Consider the following 17110-nt stretch of genomic DNA (forward strand, 5'->3'; position numbering starts at 1 on the left):
CCGGAGGCCTGGCTGGCGTATCATTTCGGTCGTCGCGCACGGTTCCGCCAGGAAGCGCGCTCACGAGGCGCGCGCCGGCTGGAGGAGATCATATGCACCAGATAAGGAAACAACATGGCTGACCTGTTTGAGAATCCAATGGGCCTGATGGGCTTCGAATTTGTCGAATTCGCATCGCCGACGCCGGGCGTGCTCGAGCCGATTTTCGAGGCGCTGGGCTTTACCAAGGTCGCGGTGCACCGCTCGAAGGATGTGGTGCTCTACCGCCAGGGCGAGATCAATTTCATCGTCAACAACGAACCGAAGAGCTACGCCGCCTATTTCGCCGCCGAGCACGGCCCATCGGCCTGCGGCATGGCCTTCCGCGTCAAGGATTCGCACAAGGCCTACAAGCGCGCGCTGGAACTGGGCGCGCAAGCCGTCGACATCCCGACCGGCCCGATGGAACTGCGCCTGCCGGCGATCAAGGGTATCGGCGGCGCGCCGCTCTACCTGATCGACCGTTTCGAAGAGGGCAAGTCGATCTATGACATCGATTTCGAGTTCATCGAAGGCGCCGAGCGCCACCCGGTCGGCCACGGCCTGAAGATCATCGACCACCTGACCCACAACGTCTACCGCGGCCGCATGGCTTTCTGGGCCGGCTTCTACGAAAAACTCTTCAATTTCCGCGAAATCCGCTACTTCGACATCAAGGGCGAGTACACCGGCCTGACCTCGAAGGCGATGACGGCGCCGGACGGCAAGATCCGGATTCCGTTAAATGAGGAAGGCAAGGCTGGCGGCGGCCAGATCGAGGAATTCCTGATGCAGTTCAACGGCGAAGGCATCCAGCACATCGCCCTGCTCACCGACGACCTGATCACGACCGTGGACGGCCTGCGCGCCGCCGGCGTCCCGCTGATGAGCGCGCCACCTGCGACCTATTACGAGATGCTGGACGGCCGCATTCCCGGCCACGGCGAAAACCCGGCCGAACTGCAGGCCCGCGGCCTGCTGCTGGACGGTAACGTCGTCGACGGCAAACCACGCCTGCTGCTGCAGATCTTCGGCGAAGCCCAACTCGGTCCGGTCTTCTTCGAGTTTATCCAGCGCAAGGGCGACGATGGCTTCGGCGAAGGCAACTTCAAAGCCCTGTTCGAGTCGATCGAGCGCGACCAGGTCAAGCGCGGCGCCATCGGCAAGACCGCAGAAGTCGCGTAATGTGGCGCGGCGGTGGCATATTGCCGCCGCGTCAATAGATACGGAAAACACTTGCTCCCCGCCTTCGCCATCCTGCTCCTGTTCCAATGCCTCGGCGAAGGCATCGTCTTCCTGCTCGGCCTGCCCGTGCCCGGCCCGGTGGCCGGCATGATCCTCCTCTTCATTTCGCTCCTGCTCTGGCCCGCGCTGCAAACCCGCATCGAGGCGGCTGCCAACGAGTTGCTGCGCCACCTGTCCCTGCTGTTCGTCCCGGCCGGCGTCGGCATCGTCGCCACTGCGGGCAGCGGCAGCGGACACTGGCTGGCGATCCTTGCCTCGCTCGTCGTCAGCACGCTGTTGACCCTGGCCCTCACGGCCCTGGTCCTCAAGGGGATAAAGCCGGAAGGAGAGGGCGATGCCTGATTTCGCCCAGCTCAGCAGTTTCTGGGTCTACCTGTCGGCCTCGCCCCTGCTGGGGCTGACCATCACCCTGTGCGCCTATGTCGTGGCCCAGGGCATCTATGCCCGCTGCAAGTACTCGCCGCTCGCCAATCCGGTGGCGATCGCGATCGCCCTGGTCAGCGTCGCCTTGCTGGTCAGCGGCATGTCCTACCAGCGCTACTTCGCCGGCGCCCAGTTCGTGCATTTCCTGCTCGGGCCGGCAACCGTCGCACTGGCGGTGCCGCTGGCCCGCGCCTTGCCGCGCATGCGGCGCGCCTTCCTGCCGCTGCTGGGCGCGCTGTTCACCGGCTGCGTGACGGCCATCGTCTCGGCAGTCAGCGTGGTGCTGCTGCTGGGAGGGTCGGAGGAGCTGGCGCGCACCGTCGGGCCGAAGTCGGCCACCACGCCGATCGCGATGGCGGTCTCGGAAGGTTTAAGAGGGGTACCGGCGCTGACCGCCGTGCTGGTGATCAGTACGGGGATTTTCGGCGCCGTGACGGCGCGCTTCCTGTTCAATGCGATGAAGATCGAATCGCACGCGGCGCGCGGCTTCGCCTTGGGCGTGGCCGCGCACGGGATCGGCACGGCGCGCGCCTTCCAGGTCAGCGCCGAGATGGGCGCGTTCGCCGGCTTGGGGATGGGGCTGAACGGCATCATGACGGCCGTGCTCGCTCCCTGGCTGGTGCCGCTCATGCTGCGCCTGCTGGGCTGAGAGCGCCTAACAAAAGCGCCATGGCTGCGTTGCAGCGCCTCGCCGTACCCTCGTACTGTCTTCGGCGCTGCGCCTTGCCCTAGCGCTTTCGTTAGGCGCTCTGCGCCGGCAGGCGCAGGCTTGAAGCGCGCGGTTCAGCTCGCGTGCGGGGTCGAGTTGGCGTTAGCCCAGGTGTGGGTATTGCTGGAGGCGCCGCCCGGTTTCTTGACCAGGGTGCGCAGGGCCAGCAGGGCGGAGAGGCCCCCGACCACCATTGCCGTGGTGCTGCCCGAGAAGCCGACCGCATGGCTCTTGGCCAGCTTGCCTGCCTTCGGCGCCACCAGTTCCATGCGGCGCTTGGTCATCTGCGAGCCGAGTTCGGACAGGCGCGCCTTGCTCATCAGGGTCTCGGCTTGCGGCAACAGGGTGGTTTCCTCGTCGGCCACGTGGTGGATCACGTCGCGCATCAGTTCCAGCAGAACCTTGTCGTGGCGTGGGTCCGAGGCGCTCGTACGGCGCAGCTCGGCGATCAGGCGGCGCATGTCGTTGTGCTCGGGCTCCGCCTTGTGCACGAAGGGCTCGCCCTTGTCGAGCTGGCGCATCACCGGATAAAACACTTCTTCTTCCAGCGTGGCGTGGATCTCGAGGGCGGTGCAGATGGTATCGGCCAATGCTTTCTTGACGCTCGGCGACTTGTCTTTCGTGTACTGGTGGAATGTCACCATCACGTGCGAATGATCGAAACGGATCATGTCGGTGATAGTCGGGCTCAGCTGGTTCATGGAAAACATGGTGGATCCTCCGAATTGACTAATGAATAAGATCGTATGCCGACCGCCGAGCGTTCCGCGTAGGAGTGCGACGCAAGGCCATGTCGGCAAATGCCGCGCGTGTTCCCGATTATTTCGTAACCGAAAGTAGTTGCTCTGCCGCACCGGATAACACAAGGTTCCCAATGGAAAAGATATACTGTTTGTCACCGATATCCTACAAGGGCACGGCGAGCCTACTGATTACTTGTCAACTCCACGCCTGCCAAGATGAACCCACGTTCGACTGACGGAGCAAAACCGCGCAGCCGTTTTGAGAAGGTGAGGCACGCACTCGCGTGCTCACTTAGTTTTCATCTATCGGAGGAGCTGGAATGTTTGCACATAACAAACGCCTGCAATACACCGTCCGCGTCGCGGCACCGAACCCTGGACTCGCCAACCTGATGCTGGAGCAATTCGGCGGACCCCAGGGCGAGCTGGCCGCGGCCATGCGCTACTTCACCCAGGCCGTATCGGAAGACGATCCAGGCCGCAAGGACATGCTGTTCGACATCGCGACCGAGGAGCTGAGCCACCTCGAGGTCATCGGCCACATCGTCGCCATGCTGAACAAGGGCGCCAAGGGCCAGCTGGCCGAGGCGGCCGACACCGAAGCCGAGATGTACCGCAAGATCACCGGCGCCGGTAACGACAGCCACATCACCCAGGTGCTGTACGGCGGCGGCACGCCGCTGGTGAATTCGGCCGGCGTGCCCTGGACCGCCGCCTATATCGATTCGATCACCGAGCCGACCGCCGACCTGCGCTCCAACATCGCCGCCGAGGCGCGCGCCAAGATCGTCTACGAGCGCCTGATCGCGCTGACCGACGATCCGGGCGTGAAGGAGGCGCTGGGCTTCCTGATGACGCGCGAAGTGGCGCACCAGAAGTCCTTCGAGAAGGCCTTGTATTCGATGGAGTCGAACTTCCCGCCGGGCAAAATGCCGGTCGACCCGCGCTTCTCCAGCGTCTACTTCAACATGTCCCAGGGTCCGGGCGAAATGCGCGGCCCATGGAACCAGGGCGAGAAGTGGGATTTCGTCACCGACCGCGAGAAGCAGATGGCGGTCGACGGCGGCTCGGGCGAGGCGGAAGTGAAGCTGCCCGCTGACGACATCACGGTGCTCAAGCAGATGCAGGCGCGTACCCTGTCGGATCCAAGCAAGGACCCGCAGACCGGCGCCGAGCTGGGCCTGGATCCCTCGACGCCGAAGGGCGCCTCGGCTGTCAGCAAGCCATAAGGAGCAGGAGAGGGCGTGCGCACGGGACCCCGATTCCCTCGCGCGCGCCCTGTCCGGTCGGGATTTTGCTACCCTGCTCTCGAAGCAGGGTAGCGCCCGTTCGGCACCGGCCGGATAAGAGGAACGTGGATGAACCTGGATATACATAAATTGCGCTGGACGGGCGCCCTGGGGCGCGCGTTGACGCTCAGGCGCCTGATCGGCTTGCTGATCTTCTCGATCGGCGGCTTCCTCATGCTCGGCAGCCTGGTGCAGCAATTGCTGAGCGCAAATCCGAAGATGCATGCCGCCCTGCTGGGCGGCTCGACGGCGGCCGCGGCCACCGCCCTGGGCACCTTGCCCGTCCTGTTTTCACAGAATTTCTCGAAGCGTACCTACGACGGCTTCCTCGGCTTCGGCGCCGGCGTGATGCTGGGCGCCACCGCCTTCTCGCTGGTGATCCCGGCGCTGGCCGCGGCCCGCTCCTCGGGCGCCGGCCCGTGGGAAGCGAGCCTGCTGGCCGGCGTCGGCATCATGGGCGGTGCCGGCGCCATCCTCCTGATGAGCCGTGCGACCGAGCCGGCCCAGGTCCTGAGCAGCGACGTCCACGGCAGCTCGCTGCGCCGCGCCTGGCTGTTCGTCACCGCGGTCGCCCTGCACAACATGCCCGAAGGCCTGGCGATCGGCGTCGCCTACGCCGGCATCGACATCGAAAAAGCCCATTCCCTGATGACCGGCGTCTCGATCCAGGACGTGCCGGAAGGCCTGGTGGTGGCCCTGGCCCTGCGCACGGTCGGCTACAGCCGGCTCGTGTCGGTCGGCCTGGGCGTGCTGTCCGGTGTGATCGAACCGATCGCCGCCGCCTTCGGCGTGGCCCTGATCGGCATCGCCGCCGGCATGCTGCCGGTCGCCCTGGCGGCGGCGGGCGGAGCGATGCTGTTCGTGATCGTCAACGACGTGATTCCCGAGATGCGCGAGAACGGCAACGGGACGTCGGCGACGATCGCGTTGATTTTCGGGTTCATCCTGATGACGGTGCTGGATACGGCGCTGGCATGACCGGTAGGGCGGGCATGCCCGCGTGACGCACGTATCCGCCATGCGACGCCTCGCCGGTGCCACCGCATCGTTCCGATGCCGTGGGAGTTCATGCAAAGGCGCTCGACGAAGCGCGGCAGCAGGTGCGAGCCGGCGCACGTAACGCGGGCATGCCCGCCCTACGTTAGGCCGCTTTTCAGGTTTCACACGTCGAAATGGTGCACGAACCAGTTCGTCGCCAGTTGCGCCACCTGCTCCAGCGCCCCCGGCTCCTCGAACAGATGCGTCGCGCCCGACACCACCTTGAGCTCCTTCGGCCCGCCCAGCGCCGCCAGCGCCTGCCGGTTCAGGTCGACCACCACGCCATCCTCCCCACCCACGATCAGCAAGGTCGGCGCTATGACTTGCCCGAGCGCCGCGCCGGCCAGGTCAGGCCGCCCGCCGCGCGAGACGACGGCGGCAATCCCCGTTCCGCTGTCGGCCGCGACCCGCAGCGCCGCGGCGGCCCCGGTACTGGCGCCGAACAAGCCCAGCGGCAGGGGTGCCGTGAGCGGCTCGGTCCCGAGCCAGGTGGCGGCGGCATGCAGGCGCGCCGCGAGCACCTCGATATCGAAGCGGTTCCGGTACGTGGCGTCTTCCTCGGGCGTGAGCAGGTCCAGCAGCAGGGTGGCCATGCCGGCATCGCGCAGTGCGGCTGCCACCTGGTTGTTGCGCGGGCTGAAGCGGCTGCTGCCGCTACCGTGGGCGAAGAGGACGACGCCGATCGGCGCGGCCGGCAGTTCGAGCATGCCTTCCATCGTGGCGGCGCCGGCCACGATGGAACTCAACAGCTTGCGTGTCATGGCGGCCTCCGGAAAATCTTTTAGACCCCGCCCCAAAAAGAAAAATCCGGGCGGACACGCGGTCCGGCCGGATTCGGACGGGGCAGGGCGCCGCGCGCCCTGCGAACCGTTTAGTCGCGGATCTCCAGCTTGCGGTTCAGCGACAGCGCCGCCAGCGAGCCGACCGCGCCCGACAGCAGGTAGAGGCTGACGTAGCCGAGGCCGAAGTTGGCCGACAGGCCGAGCGCGACCAGCGGGGCAAAAGCGGCGCCCACCAGCCAGGCCAGGTCGCTCGTCAGCGCGGCGCCGGTGTAGCGGAAGCGCGATTCGAAGTTGGAGGTCACGGCGCCGGCTGCCTGGCCGTAGGACAGGCCCAGCAGGCCGAAACCGATCAGGATGAAGGTGTTCTGGCCGGATTCGCCGCCGTCGATCAGCATCGGCACGAAGGCCGAGAAGATCGCGATCAGCGCCGCCAGGGTGCCGAGCGTGGTACGGCGGCCGACCTTGTCGGCCACCAGGCCCGACACCAGGATGCAGACGGCGGCCACGGCGGCGCCCCACATCTGGATATACAGGAAGCCGCTGATCGGACGGGTGTCATACAGCTGCATCCAGGACAGCGGGAACACGGTCACCAGGTGGAACAGGGCGTAGCTGGCCAGGGCGGCGAGGGCGCCGATGACGATGTTGGTACCCTGGCTGCGCACCAGTTCGCCAACCGGGGCCGGATCGAGTTCGTGGGCATCGAGCAGGTGCGTATACTCGGTGGTCGAGACCAGGCGCAGGCGGGCAAAGAGGGCAACCACGTTGATCGCGAAGGCGACGAAGAAGGGGAAACGCCAGCCCCAGGTCAGGAAGTCGTCGTTTTGCAGATTGTCCAGCATGTAGGCAAACAGGCCGGCGGCGATCAGGAATCCTAACGGTGCGCTCAATTGACCGAGCATCGCGTACCATCCGCGCTTGTGCTGGGGAGCATTCAGGGCCAGCAGCGAGGGCAGGCCGTCCCAGGAGCCGCCCTGGGCCACGCCCTGGGCAATGCGCATCAGGGCCAGCAGGACGATGGCGGTGCTGCCGATCTTGTCATAGGTCGGCAGGAAGGAAATCACCACGGTCGCGGTACCCATGAGGAAGAGCGCGATGGTCAGCTTGATTTCCCTGCTGAAGCGCTGCTGGATTGCCATGAAGACAACGGTGCCGATGGGGCGCGCGATGAAGGCGAACGCAAAAATCGTAAAGGAGTAGAGTGTGCCCTCGAGTCGGTCCGCGAACGGGAAAAAGATCGCGGGAAAGACGAGCACCGATGCGATCGCATAGACGAAGAAGTCGAAATACTCGGAAGCGCGGCCGATGACCACGCCGACAGCAATGTCGCCCGGCGAAATGTGGCTATCCCGGGCGTTGATGTTGCGCGCCCCGCTATGCGGGGCAGTTACGGGAGCGGCTCCTGCGCCGCCGTAGGTATTCGTGCTTTGCATATTCTTCGTCTCCAGGTAGGTCCGCGGCCTTCAAGAAGTCCCTTGGCCTGGGCAAGGGTGGGACAAAACGTCCAATGTGCAACGAAGGCCGATGGCAGTACAGTAGCATGTTCTCATTCCCATGTAACGTTAGATACCTAGCATGATTCCTAAAATTGTCCGTCCCGGGCTGTCATTACTGCTGATTGCGCTGCTGTCCGGCTGCAATACGGTCGTGATGAACCCTACCGGTGATATCGCCAAGCAACAGGCCGACCTGATCACGGTCTCGGTCCTGCTCATGTTAATCATCATCATTCCAGTGATGATCCTGACCGTCCTCTTCGCCTGGAAGTACCGCAAAAGCGCGAACGCCAAGTACGAGCCGGACTGGGATCACTCGACCAAGCTCGAGCTGGTCATCTGGGGCGCGCCGCTCCTGATCATCATCGCGCTGGGCCTGATCACCTGGATCAGCACCCACAAGCTCGACCCTTACCGCCCTCTGGAGCGCCTCGACGAGAAGCGCCCGGTGGCTGCCGGCACCAAGGTGCTGGAAGTGCAGGTCGTGTCGCTGGACTGGAAATGGCTGTTCATCTATCCGGAGCAGGGCATCGCCACGGTCAACGAACTCGTGACCCCGGTCGATACGCCGGTCCGCTTCAAGCTGACCTCGTCGACCGTGATGAACGCGTTCTACATCCCGACCCTGGCAGGCATGATCTACACGATGCCGGGCATGGAAACCCAGCTGAACGCGGTGATCAACAAGGCCGGCGCCTACAAGGGCCAGTCCTCGCACTTCAGCGGCGACGGTTTCTCGCACATGAAGTTCGCCTACCACGGCACCAGCCAGGCCGAGTTCGACGCCTGGGTCGCCAAGGTCAAGGCCAGCGGCCAGACCCTGGGCCGCAACGACTACCTGGCGCTGGAAAAGCCGTCGGAAAAGGAACCGGTCAAGTACTACGGCAACGTGGCGCCGAACCTGTTCCTGTCGGTCGTGAACCGCTGCGTGGCCGAAGGCTCGGTCTGCATGAGCCACCAGATGGCCCATGACGCCCAGCGCGTGCGCAATGACATCGCCCTGAAGCAGGTGCCGCAAGACGCAAAACGCGTCGCAGCGAATACCGACGCCGAAGTCTGCGAAACCCCTACCAATCCTGTGAAGAAGTAAACATGCAAGACTCATTTGACTTGACGAAGCTTATCTTCGGACGGCTCAGCTGGGACGCGATTCCGTTCCACGAGCCGATCCTGATCGCTACCTTCGCGGGCGTGCTGGTCGGTGGTGCTGCCCTGCTGGGCCTCATCTCCTACTTCCGCCTGTGGGGCACCCTGTGGAACGACTGGATCACCAGTATCGACCACAAGAAAATCGGCATCATGTACATGATCCTGGGCCTCGTGATGTTCCTGCGCGGCTTTGCCGACGCGCTCATGATGCGCGCCCAGCAGGCCATCTCCTTCGGCGAGAACGCCGGCTTCCTGCCGCCGCACCACTACGACCAGGTCTTCACCGCCCACGGCGTGATCATGATCTTCTTCGTGGCGATGCCTTTCGTGACCGGCCTGATGAACTACGTCGTGCCGCTGCAGATCGGCGCACGTGACGTTGCCTTCCCGTTCCTGAACAACTTCTCGTTCTGGATGACGGCCATGGGCGCCGTGCTGGTCATGGCTTCGCTGTTCGTCGGCGAATTCGCGCGTACCGGCTGGCTGGCCTTCCCGCCGCTGTCGGGCATCCTGGCAAGTCCGGGTGTCGGCGTCGACTATTACATATGGTCATTGCAGATTGCGGGTGTCGGCACATTGCTCTCAGGGGTCAACCTGATCGTCACCATCGTCAAGATGCGCGCACCGGGCATGGACCTGATGAAGATGCCGGTCTTCACCTGGACCTCGCTGTGCACCAACATCCTGATCGTGATGTCCTTCCCGGTCCTGACCGCCGTGCTGGCCATGCTGGGCATGGACCGCCTGTTCGACACCAACTTCTTCACGAACGACAAGGGCGGCAACGCCATGATGTACGTGAACCTGATCTGGATCTGGGGCCACCCGGAGGTCTACATCCTGATCCTGCCGGCCTTCGGCATCTTCTCGGAAGTCGTCTCGACCTTCTGCGGCAAGCGCCTGTTCGGCTATACCTCCATGGTCTATGCGACCGTCGTGATTATGGTGTTGTCGTACCTTGTTTGGCTGCACCACTTCTTCACCATGGGTTCCGGCGCGAGCGTCAACGCGTTCTTCGGCATTACCACGATGATCATCTCGATCCCGACCGGGGCGAAGATCTTCAACTGGCTGTTCACGATGTACAAGGGCCGTATCCGCTTCGAGCTGCCGATGATGTGGACCGTCTCGTTCATGCTGACCTTCACCGTCGGCGGCATGACCGGCGTGATGCTGGCCATCCCGGCGGCCGACTTCGTGCTGCACAATTCGCTGTTCCTGATCGCCCACTTCCACAACGTCATCATCGGCGGCGTGCTGTTCGGCCTGTTCGCCGGCATCAACTACTGGTTCCCGAAAGCCTTCGGCGTCAAGCTGAACCAGTTCTGGGGCAAGGTCTCGTTCTGGCTGTGGTCGATCGGCTTCTGGGTCGCCTTCACCCCGCCGTACATCCTGGGCTTCATGGGCGTGACCCGCCGCATGAGCCACTTCGAAGACCCGGAACTGCAGCCGCTGTTCCTGATCTCCTTCATCGGTACCCTCATGATTGCGGGCGGTATCGGCGCCATGCTGATGCAGTTCTTCATGACCTGGAAAGACCGCAACAAGCTGCGCGACGTCACCGGCGACCCGTGGGACGGCCGTACCCTGGAGTGGGCGACCTCGTCGCCGCCGCCTGACTACAACTTCGCCTTCACGCCGGTGGTGCACGACAACGACACCTTCGCCGACATGAAGAAGAACGGCTGGAAGCGTCCGCTGAACGACTTCGTCGCGATCCACATGCCGAAGAACACCTGGGCTGGTTTCGTGATCGCCGCGCTGTCGATGGTGGTGGGTTTCGCGATCATCTGGCACATGTGGCTGCTGACCGGCCTCGCGTTCTTCGCGATGATGGTGGCGATCATTGTCCATACGTTCAACTACAAGCGTGACTACTACATCCCGGCGGAAGAAGTGACCCGTACCGAGAACGCACGTACTAAATTGCTGGAAGCTCATGTCTAATAACACCGCAACCTTGAACGGCGCCGCCGGCGCCGACACCGGCTCGCGCTACCACGTGCGCGAGCACCATCCGGAACAGGGCACGCTGCTCGGTTTCTGGATCTACCTGATGAGCGACTGCCTCATCTTCGCCAGCCTGTTCGCGACCTATGCCGTCCTGGGCCGCAACTACGCCGGCGGTCCGTCGGGCGCCGAACTGTTCGACCTCAAGCTGGTGGCCATCAACACGGCCTTCCTGCTGGTGTCGTCGATCACCTTCGGCTTCGCGATGATCTCGGCGCAGGCGAAGAACCTGGCCAAGACCCAGCTCTGGCTGGCCGTCACCGGCATCCTGGGCGCCTGCTTCCTGGCGCTCGAGATCTACGAGTTCTACCACCTGATCCACGAAGGCGCCGGCCCGTCGCGCAGCGGCTTCCTGACCGCATTCTTCTCGCTGGTCGGCACCCACGGCCTGCACGTGCTGTTCGGTACCGTCTGGCTGGTCACGCTGATGTTCCAGCTGCCGAAGCATGGCATCACGCCGGAAAACATGCGCCGCCTGTCGTGCCTGTCGCTGTTCTGGCACTTCCTGGACGTCGTCTGGATCTTCGTCTTCACCTTTGTCTACCTGATGGGAACCATGCCATGAGCGACCACAGCATTCACCACCCGCATGACGCTCATGACGCCCTGCACGGCCATACCCATGGCGATGAACCGGGCGTGCACTACAGCCTGAAGGACTACACGACCGGCTTCGTGCTGGCCGTGATCCTGACCGTGATCCCGTTCTGGCTGGTCATGGGCAATGTCCTCGATCCGGCGATGACGCGTTTCGTCATCATGGGCTTCGCGGCAGTCCAGCTGGTCGTGCACATGATTTACTTCCTGCACTTGAATTCGAAGTCGGAAGGCGGCTGGAACATGATGGCCCTGATCCTGACCATCATCCTGCTGGTCATCGTGCTCGGCGGTTCGATCTGGGTCATGTACCACATGAACGCCAACATGATGCCAGGCATGGGTGATGCGGCGGCCGTGACCGGCCACGGCAACCACGACATGCAATGATGGACCGGCGCGGTCCGGACGAGAGTGCCCCTGCAATGGGGCGCAAGGGTGGCGCCGCCAAAGTCGTATTGGCGGTGCTGGCGACTCTCCTGATCGTGCTGTTTGCGGGGCTGGGGACCTGGCAGGTGCAACGCCTGCAATGGAAACTGGCCCTGATCGAACGCGTGAACACGCGCGTTCATGCGGCTCCAGGCGCGCTGCCCGATGCGGCGCGCTGGCCGCAGGTTTCAAAAGAATCCGACGAATACCGGCACGTCAGTCTGGCCGGACACTTCCTCTACGAATACTCGACGCCTGTCCAGGCGGTCTCCGAACTCGGGGCCGGCTACTGGCTCGTGACGCCGCTGTGCACGCAGGACGGCCACATCGTCCTGGTCAACCGCGGATTCATTCCCGCCGCCGACAACCGGCCCGGCACCTATCCTGCTCGCCGCGCCAACGGCAATCCCTGCGCGGCCGTGTCGGGCCCGGCGCACGCACTCACCGGCCTACTGCGCCTTGCCGAACCCGGCGGCGGCTTCCTGCGCGAGAACGATCCTGCCAACAACCGCTGGTTCTCGCGCGACGTGGCCGGCATTGCCGCCGCGCGCGGCCTGGGCAATGTCGCCCCGTTCTTCGTCGATGCTGCCCGCGGGCAGGACCCGGCCGGCGCCCCGGAACACCCGGTCGGCGGCCTGACCGTCATTTCCTTCCAAAACAATCACCTCGTGTATGCCATCACTTGGTATGCTCTTGCCTTGATGGTTGCCGGCGCGTGGTGGTACGTTGCGCGTTCGGGCAGCGTGAAGAAACCGGCAACGTGAAGGAAACCGCCAAAGCGGGGAACAATGGCAGTAAAGCTTGATCTACTCACAAAAATAAGTCCCTCGATCGCATCGAGCGCCGAGGCGAATGTCGAATACGCCGCCGGCCACAAGAACATGCTGCAGCTCATCGAGCTGCGCTGGATCGCCGTCATCGGCCAGGTCACGACGATTGCCGCCGCGATCCTGGTCTTCGACATCAACCTGCCGCTGGTGCACATGCTGCAGGTGCTGGCCTGCCTGATCGCCTTCAACATCGCCAGCCACCTGCGCTGGCACGAGCGCCGGCCGGTCGCCAACAGCGAGCTGTTCATGGCCCTGCTGGTGGACGTCGCCACGCTGACGGTCCAGCTGTATCTGTCGGGCGGCACCACCAATCCCTTCGCCTTCCTGTACCTGTTGCAGATTATTATCTCGGCCGTGCTGCTGGAAGCCTGGTCGACCTGGACCATCGTCGTCGTCACCCTGGTCTGCCTGGCCTTGCTGGCCGTGTTCGCCCAGCCTTTGGCGCTCCCGTTCGACCACGCGCGCGGCATCGCCAGCATCTACGTGCAGGGCATGCTGCTGTGCTTCGCGATCAACGCCGCGCTGCTGGTGATTTTCATCTCCCGCATCAGCGTTACCCTGCGCGCAAAAGCGGCGCAGCTGGCCGACCTGCGCCAGCGTGCCGCCGAGGAAGACCATATCGTGCGCATGGGCCTGCTGGCCTCGGGCGCGGCCCACGAGCTGGGCACGCCCTTGGCGACCCTGTCCGTGATCCTGGGCGACTGGAAGCGCATGCCCGAGTTCCGCGACAACCCGTCGCTGGCCGAGGAAATCGCCGAGATGCAGACCCAGCTGAAACGCTGCAAGGCCATCGTCAGCGGCATCCTGCTCTCGGCCGGCAGCGCGCGCGGCGAATCGGCCGTGCGCACGACCCTGCACACCTTCCTCGACGGGCTGCTGGAAGAATGGGAAGAGCGGCGCCAGGTGGCGGCCCTCGAATACGAGAACCGCATCGTCGAGGACATCCCGGTCGCCTTCGACTCCGCCCTGAAGCAGACCATCGACAACCTGCTCGACAACGCCTTCGAGGCCTCGCCCGATTGGGTCAGGCTGGAAGCGAGCGTTGAGGACGACACCCTGCGCCTGGTCGTGCTCGACAAAGGACCGGGTTTTGCGCCCGCCATGCTGGCCCAGTTCGGCAAGCCCTACCAGTCGACCAAGAACCGGGCCGGTGCCGGCGTCGGCCTGTTCCTGGTCGTGAACGTCGCGCGCACGCTGGGCGGCGCGGTGGCTGCCCGCAACCGGGAAGAGGGCGGCGCCGCCGTCACGCTGACGATTCCGTTGGCCTCGATCGCGCTGAGCGGGGAGGGCGAACATGCCTGAGATCGTGACCGACACCCCCGTCCTCCTGATCGTCGAGGACGACGAGGCCTTTGCCCGCACCCTGGGCCGCTCCTTCGAGCGGCGCGGCTACCGGGTGCTGCACGCACCCGGCTACGAAGAGGCGGCCGAGATCCTCAAGGAGCACGATCCCGGCTACGCGGTGGTCGACCTGAAACTGAAGGGCAATTCCTCGGGCCTGAATTGCGTCCAGCTGCTGCACGCGCACGATCCCGAGATGCTGATCGTGGTCCTGACAGGCTTCGCCAGCATCGGCACCGCGGTGGAGGCGATCAAGCTGGGCGCCTGCCAGTACCTGGCCAAGCCCTCGAACACCGACGACATCGAGGCCGCCTTCGGCCATGTCGCCGGCAACGCCGACATCGAGGTCACCAACCGCTCGACCTCGATCAAGACGCTGGAGTGGGAACATATCCACGCCGTGCTGGCGGAGACGGATTTCAATATCTCGGAGGCGGCGCGCAGGTTGGGGATGCACCGCAGGACGCTGGCGCGGAAACTGGAAAAGCAGCGGGTGAAGTAGGGCGGCCCGCGTAGGACGGCCCGCGTAGGGCCGCCTGCCGGATCAGACGATGGCCGACTCGGCGGCGGCTTCGACCGCCGGCTTCGGCTGCTCGGCGACAGGCGCCGGTCCGCATACCGTGACGCGGATCGCCGCCGGGGTCGGCTTGCTGCGCGACTGGAAGCGTACCGTGCGAATGCCGGCCTGCTCGAGGCGCGAATCGCGCAACTGATCCTTCGCTCTGGAATGGGTGCGGTCGTCCAGCTCGACGACCGCCACCACCTCGCCCGCATGGGTACAGACCACATAATCGACACATTGCTGGGCGATCCGCAAGCGATCGCCGTGGGCGAGCTTCCTGTCGCTGCTGGCCGCCTCGATCAGCGCCGGCATGGCCACCTGCGGAAAGATGTAATGGTCGGGAAGCGCCGCCACCAGCCGGCCGAAGAATTCGAGTTCGTTATCGGTCATGAGTTTGCGGCGGCGGTAAGCCCCGGCCCGGCTTTTGCCTTTTGCGCCGTTTGCCAGAGCAGCGACGAAGATAAATGCAAGGAAGGCGAACAGTACGAGGGCGAGCAGGATTTTCATGGGCATCCGATCTTCGTCAGGTCACGGGCGCGCGGCGGAGGCCGCTGCCCGATAATGTTTCCGTAGGGAATTATATTATTGACCTGTTTTGAAGATTTGTCATCCTCTTCGTTGCCCGTGCACGGCCTTCATGGCCGGCGTGTACCCGACCGTCGCCTTACGCGGTCAGGCGCGTGAACGCTTCGCGCAATGCCAGCCCGCCGCCGCCGATCAGCAAGGCGAAATACGCGATGGTCGCGATGTTGCTTGCATGACCGAGCAGCACGCAGACGCCGTCGCGCTGCAGCAGGCCGATGGCGAAGAAGAGCAGGGCGATCGCCGGGAAGGTATTGCTGAAGGGGATCAGGCCGAAGGGCATCATCAGCAGGATGGCGCCCAGGATCAGCGAGGCGTTGTTCAGGTGGGCGACCGGGCCTTCGGCCACCAGCCACTGGATGCGGTTCGGCCGGCTGACGCGCTCGATCTTCTGCAGCCAGGGCAGGGCCTTGCGCAGCAGGGGACGCAGCTTCTTGGTGCCGATGCGCCTGTGTTCGATGCGCGCCGGGATCCACAACTCGCGCCGCAGCAGCCGGCTCAGGCCGATCAGGAGGATGGCGGCGCCGAAGACCGTGGAGACGCCCGGGATCGACACGGGGATCAGGAAGACCAGGGTCAGCAGGGCGGTCAGGATCAGCAGGCCGTCGCTGCCGACACGGTGCACCAGCTCGCTCAAGGTGATGCCGCCCGGTGGCAGCGCGCGGACCAGGGAGCGCAGGCGCTGGGAAAGTGGTTCGTCATGCATCGTCGATCATCCTCGTGTCGGTGTCTGTGTAGTGTGGGCTCAGAGCCCGGCCAAGAGCTTGCGCACGGCCTGGTGCGCTTCCAGCCAGCCGCTCTCGATCAGCTTCGGCCGGCACTCGGCGCATTCCTCGAAGGGATTGCAGGCGTGCGGCAGTTCGACGTACTTCGCGCCGATCACCGGCTTGGCGCCGAAGGCGTCGCGCGAGGAGGGCGCCTTCGCGGCATCCGCGCCGGCGTCCGCGCCGCCGGCGATCCAGCGGGCGAAGGGCTCCTTGTCCTTGCCGTCCGGGACGTACCAGCATTTGCGGGTCGGGTTCCAGCGGGCGCCCAGGGCCTTGGCTTCGTCTTTTTCGGCGTAAGGGACCTTCAGGAAAATCATGGTGTTCTCTCGACTGAGCCGCGGCAGTGCGGCGCCCGGTATTGTACGGGATGGCGCAGGCGCGGCGGGGCCAAAATGGGATTCCTGAATCTTGTTCAATTGCTATAATATTATTTTTGAACAACATTATTTGGGGACTCGCTGTGGAACACGAAAGCCATCACCATCATCACCCGCACAAGACGGGCGTCCGCTGGCTCGACCTTGGCCTGGGCATTGCGGCCGGTGTCGTATCGCTGGTCTCGCTCTGGCTGGGCCTGCATTCTGCGCACTCGATGGAAAAACTGGTGGCCTCGAACAGCTATCCGTACGTCGAACTGATGCGCTCGACCTCGACCGAATACAAGGACGGCGAGGCCAACAAGGTCGGGCGTCGCGTGCGCTACATGCTGGAAAACAATGGCGTCGGACCGGCAAGGATCGAGTGGGTGCAGTTCAACTTCAAGGGGCAGCCGGTAGCCAACCTGACTGAGCTGCTGGACAAGTGCTGCTCGGCAGGCCCCGGCGAGGCCAGGGGCGTCGATGCGCGCGGCGGCATTGCCGGTTCGCTGATCCGGCCTGGCGCGATGGTGCAGATGTTCGACTGGAGCGAAACGTCCACGCCGAACCCCGCCTTGCTCGCGCTGCACAGGCAGATGAACGACATTGAATGGTCGGCCTGCTATTGCTCGGTATTCGACGACTGCTACGTCACCAGCAGCCGTGACGACGACAAGCCGCGCGCCGTCGAGCAGTGCACGCCGCCAGCCAAGACCTTCCGTCCGGACTTTCCACGCAACTGAA

General features: G+C 64.3%; 19 protein-coding genes. 13 read left to right on the forward strand and 6 right to left on the reverse strand.

Annotated elements, in window-relative coordinates; genetic code table 11:
• Window positions 1-114 precede the first annotated feature (114 nt).
• Genes hppD through C2862_RS06655 form a run of 3 tightly spaced genes read left to right on the forward strand, consistent with a single transcriptional unit; the run spans window position 115 to window position 2335 of the window.
• On the forward strand, window positions 115-1203 hold the full coding sequence (gene hppD, locus C2862_RS06645) for a 4-hydroxyphenylpyruvate dioxygenase (protein WP_136219318.1): 1089 nt from the start codon (window positions 115-117) through the stop codon (window positions 1201-1203).
• 51 nt (window positions 1204-1254) lie between these two features.
• Window positions 1255-1605: a CidA/LrgA family protein gene (locus C2862_RS06650; RefSeq protein ID WP_136219319.1), complete on the forward strand. Its 351-nt coding sequence runs from the start codon at window positions 1255-1257 to the stop codon at window positions 1603-1605.
• Entirely contained in the window at window positions 1598-2335 is a 738-nt protein-coding gene (locus tag C2862_RS06655) for an LrgB family protein (protein ID WP_136219320.1), read from the forward strand. Before C2862_RS06650 ends, C2862_RS06655 begins: the two co-directional genes overlap by 8 nt.
• 134 nt (window positions 2336-2469) lie before the next feature.
• Here C2862_RS06655 and C2862_RS06660 read toward each other — a convergent pair whose 3' ends face one another.
• Window positions 2470-3105, reverse strand: a complete 636-nt coding sequence (locus tag C2862_RS06660) for a hemerythrin domain-containing protein (protein WP_136219321.1) — start codon at window positions 3103-3105, stop codon at window positions 2470-2472.
• A 353-nt stretch (window positions 3106-3458) separates the two neighbouring features.
• Between C2862_RS06660 and C2862_RS06665 the strand changes: the two genes are divergently transcribed.
• On the forward strand, window positions 3459-4367 hold the full coding sequence (locus C2862_RS06665; RefSeq protein WP_136219322.1) for a manganese catalase family protein: 909 nt from the start codon (window positions 3459-3461) through the stop codon (window positions 4365-4367).
• A 129-nt stretch (window positions 4368-4496) separates the two neighbouring features.
• Window positions 4497-5405 (forward strand): ZIP family metal transporter, encoded by a 909-nt coding sequence (locus tag C2862_RS06670; RefSeq protein ID WP_136219323.1) that lies wholly within the window; start codon window positions 4497-4499, stop codon window positions 5403-5405.
• A gap of 182 nt (window positions 5406-5587) precedes the next feature.
• Here C2862_RS06670 and C2862_RS06675 read toward each other — a convergent pair whose 3' ends face one another.
• Both C2862_RS06675 and C2862_RS06680 read right to left on the reverse strand, forming a co-directional pair.
• Window positions 5588-6226: a dienelactone hydrolase family protein gene (locus C2862_RS06675; protein WP_136219324.1), complete on the reverse strand. Its 639-nt coding sequence runs from the start codon at window positions 6224-6226 to the stop codon at window positions 5588-5590.
• Window positions 6227-6336: 110 nt separating this feature from the next.
• Complete coding sequence (locus tag C2862_RS06680) at window positions 6337-7680, reverse strand: MFS transporter (RefSeq protein ID WP_136219325.1); 1344 nt, start codon at window positions 7678-7680, stop codon at window positions 6337-6339.
• A 142-nt stretch (window positions 7681-7822) separates the two neighbouring features.
• On the opposite strand from C2862_RS06680, the gene cyoA reads away from it, so the two are divergent.
• Genes cyoA through C2862_RS06715 form a run of 7 tightly spaced genes read left to right on the forward strand, consistent with a single transcriptional unit; the run spans window position 7823 to window position 14601 of the window.
• Window positions 7823-8833, forward strand: coding sequence for a ubiquinol oxidase subunit II (cyoA, locus tag C2862_RS06685; RefSeq protein WP_136219326.1), 1011 nt, complete (start codon window positions 7823-7825; stop codon window positions 8831-8833).
• 2 nt (window positions 8834-8835) lie between these two features.
• Window positions 8836-10839: a cytochrome o ubiquinol oxidase subunit I gene (gene cyoB, locus C2862_RS06690; protein WP_136219327.1), complete on the forward strand. Its 2004-nt coding sequence runs from the start codon at window positions 8836-8838 to the stop codon at window positions 10837-10839.
• Window positions 10832-11467 (forward strand): cytochrome o ubiquinol oxidase subunit III, encoded by a 636-nt coding sequence (gene cyoC, locus C2862_RS06695; protein WP_136219328.1) that lies wholly within the window; start codon window positions 10832-10834, stop codon window positions 11465-11467. The genes cyoB and cyoC overlap by 8 nt, the downstream gene beginning before the upstream one ends.
• On the forward strand, window positions 11464-11889 hold the full coding sequence (gene cyoD / locus C2862_RS06700) for a cytochrome o ubiquinol oxidase subunit IV (protein WP_136219329.1): 426 nt from the start codon (window positions 11464-11466) through the stop codon (window positions 11887-11889). The genes cyoC and cyoD overlap by 4 nt, the downstream gene beginning before the upstream one ends.
• The gene (locus C2862_RS06705) at window positions 11886-12692 is read left to right on the forward strand and encodes an SURF1 family protein (protein ID WP_229467315.1); all 807 of its coding nucleotides are present in this window, start codon (window positions 11886-11888) and stop codon (window positions 12690-12692) included. Before cyoD ends, C2862_RS06705 begins: the two co-directional genes overlap by 4 nt.
• Window positions 12693-12716: 24 nt before the next feature.
• Window positions 12717-14060, forward strand: a complete 1344-nt coding sequence (locus C2862_RS06710; protein WP_136219330.1) for an ATP-binding protein — start codon at window positions 12717-12719, stop codon at window positions 14058-14060.
• The gene (locus C2862_RS06715) at window positions 14053-14601 is read left to right on the forward strand and encodes a response regulator transcription factor (protein WP_210735902.1); all 549 of its coding nucleotides are present in this window, start codon (window positions 14053-14055) and stop codon (window positions 14599-14601) included. Before C2862_RS06710 ends, C2862_RS06715 begins: the two co-directional genes overlap by 8 nt.
• A gap of 42 nt (window positions 14602-14643) precedes the next feature.
• On the opposite strand, the gene C2862_RS06720 is transcribed toward C2862_RS06715, so the two are convergent.
• The 3 genes from C2862_RS06720 to C2862_RS06730 all read right to left on the reverse strand — a co-directional run bounded on the left by C2862_RS06720 (window position 14644) and on the right by C2862_RS06730 (window position 16327).
• Entirely contained in the window at window positions 14644-15168 is a 525-nt protein-coding gene (locus tag C2862_RS06720) for a DUF2726 domain-containing protein (protein ID WP_168710016.1), read from the reverse strand.
• Window positions 15169-15325: 157 nt separating this feature from the next.
• Entirely contained in the window at window positions 15326-15949 is a 624-nt protein-coding gene (locus C2862_RS06725) for an exopolysaccharide biosynthesis protein (RefSeq protein WP_136219332.1), read from the reverse strand.
• 39 nt (window positions 15950-15988) lie between these two features.
• Entirely contained in the window at window positions 15989-16327 is a 339-nt protein-coding gene (locus C2862_RS06730; protein ID WP_136219333.1) for a DUF5710 domain-containing protein, read from the reverse strand.
• A gap of 143 nt (window positions 16328-16470) precedes the next feature.
• Here C2862_RS06730 and C2862_RS06735 point away from each other — a divergent pair, with 143 nt between their 5' ends.
• Window positions 16471-17109: a hypothetical protein gene (locus tag C2862_RS06735; RefSeq protein ID WP_136219334.1), complete on the forward strand. Its 639-nt coding sequence runs from the start codon at window positions 16471-16473 to the stop codon at window positions 17107-17109.
• Window position 17110 lies beyond the last annotated feature (1 nt).

This window comes from Massilia sp. Mn16-1_5 (genome assembly GCF_004798585.1).
In the GTDB taxonomy this organism is placed as follows: Bacteria; Pseudomonadota; Gammaproteobacteria; order Burkholderiales; family Burkholderiaceae_D; genus Telluria.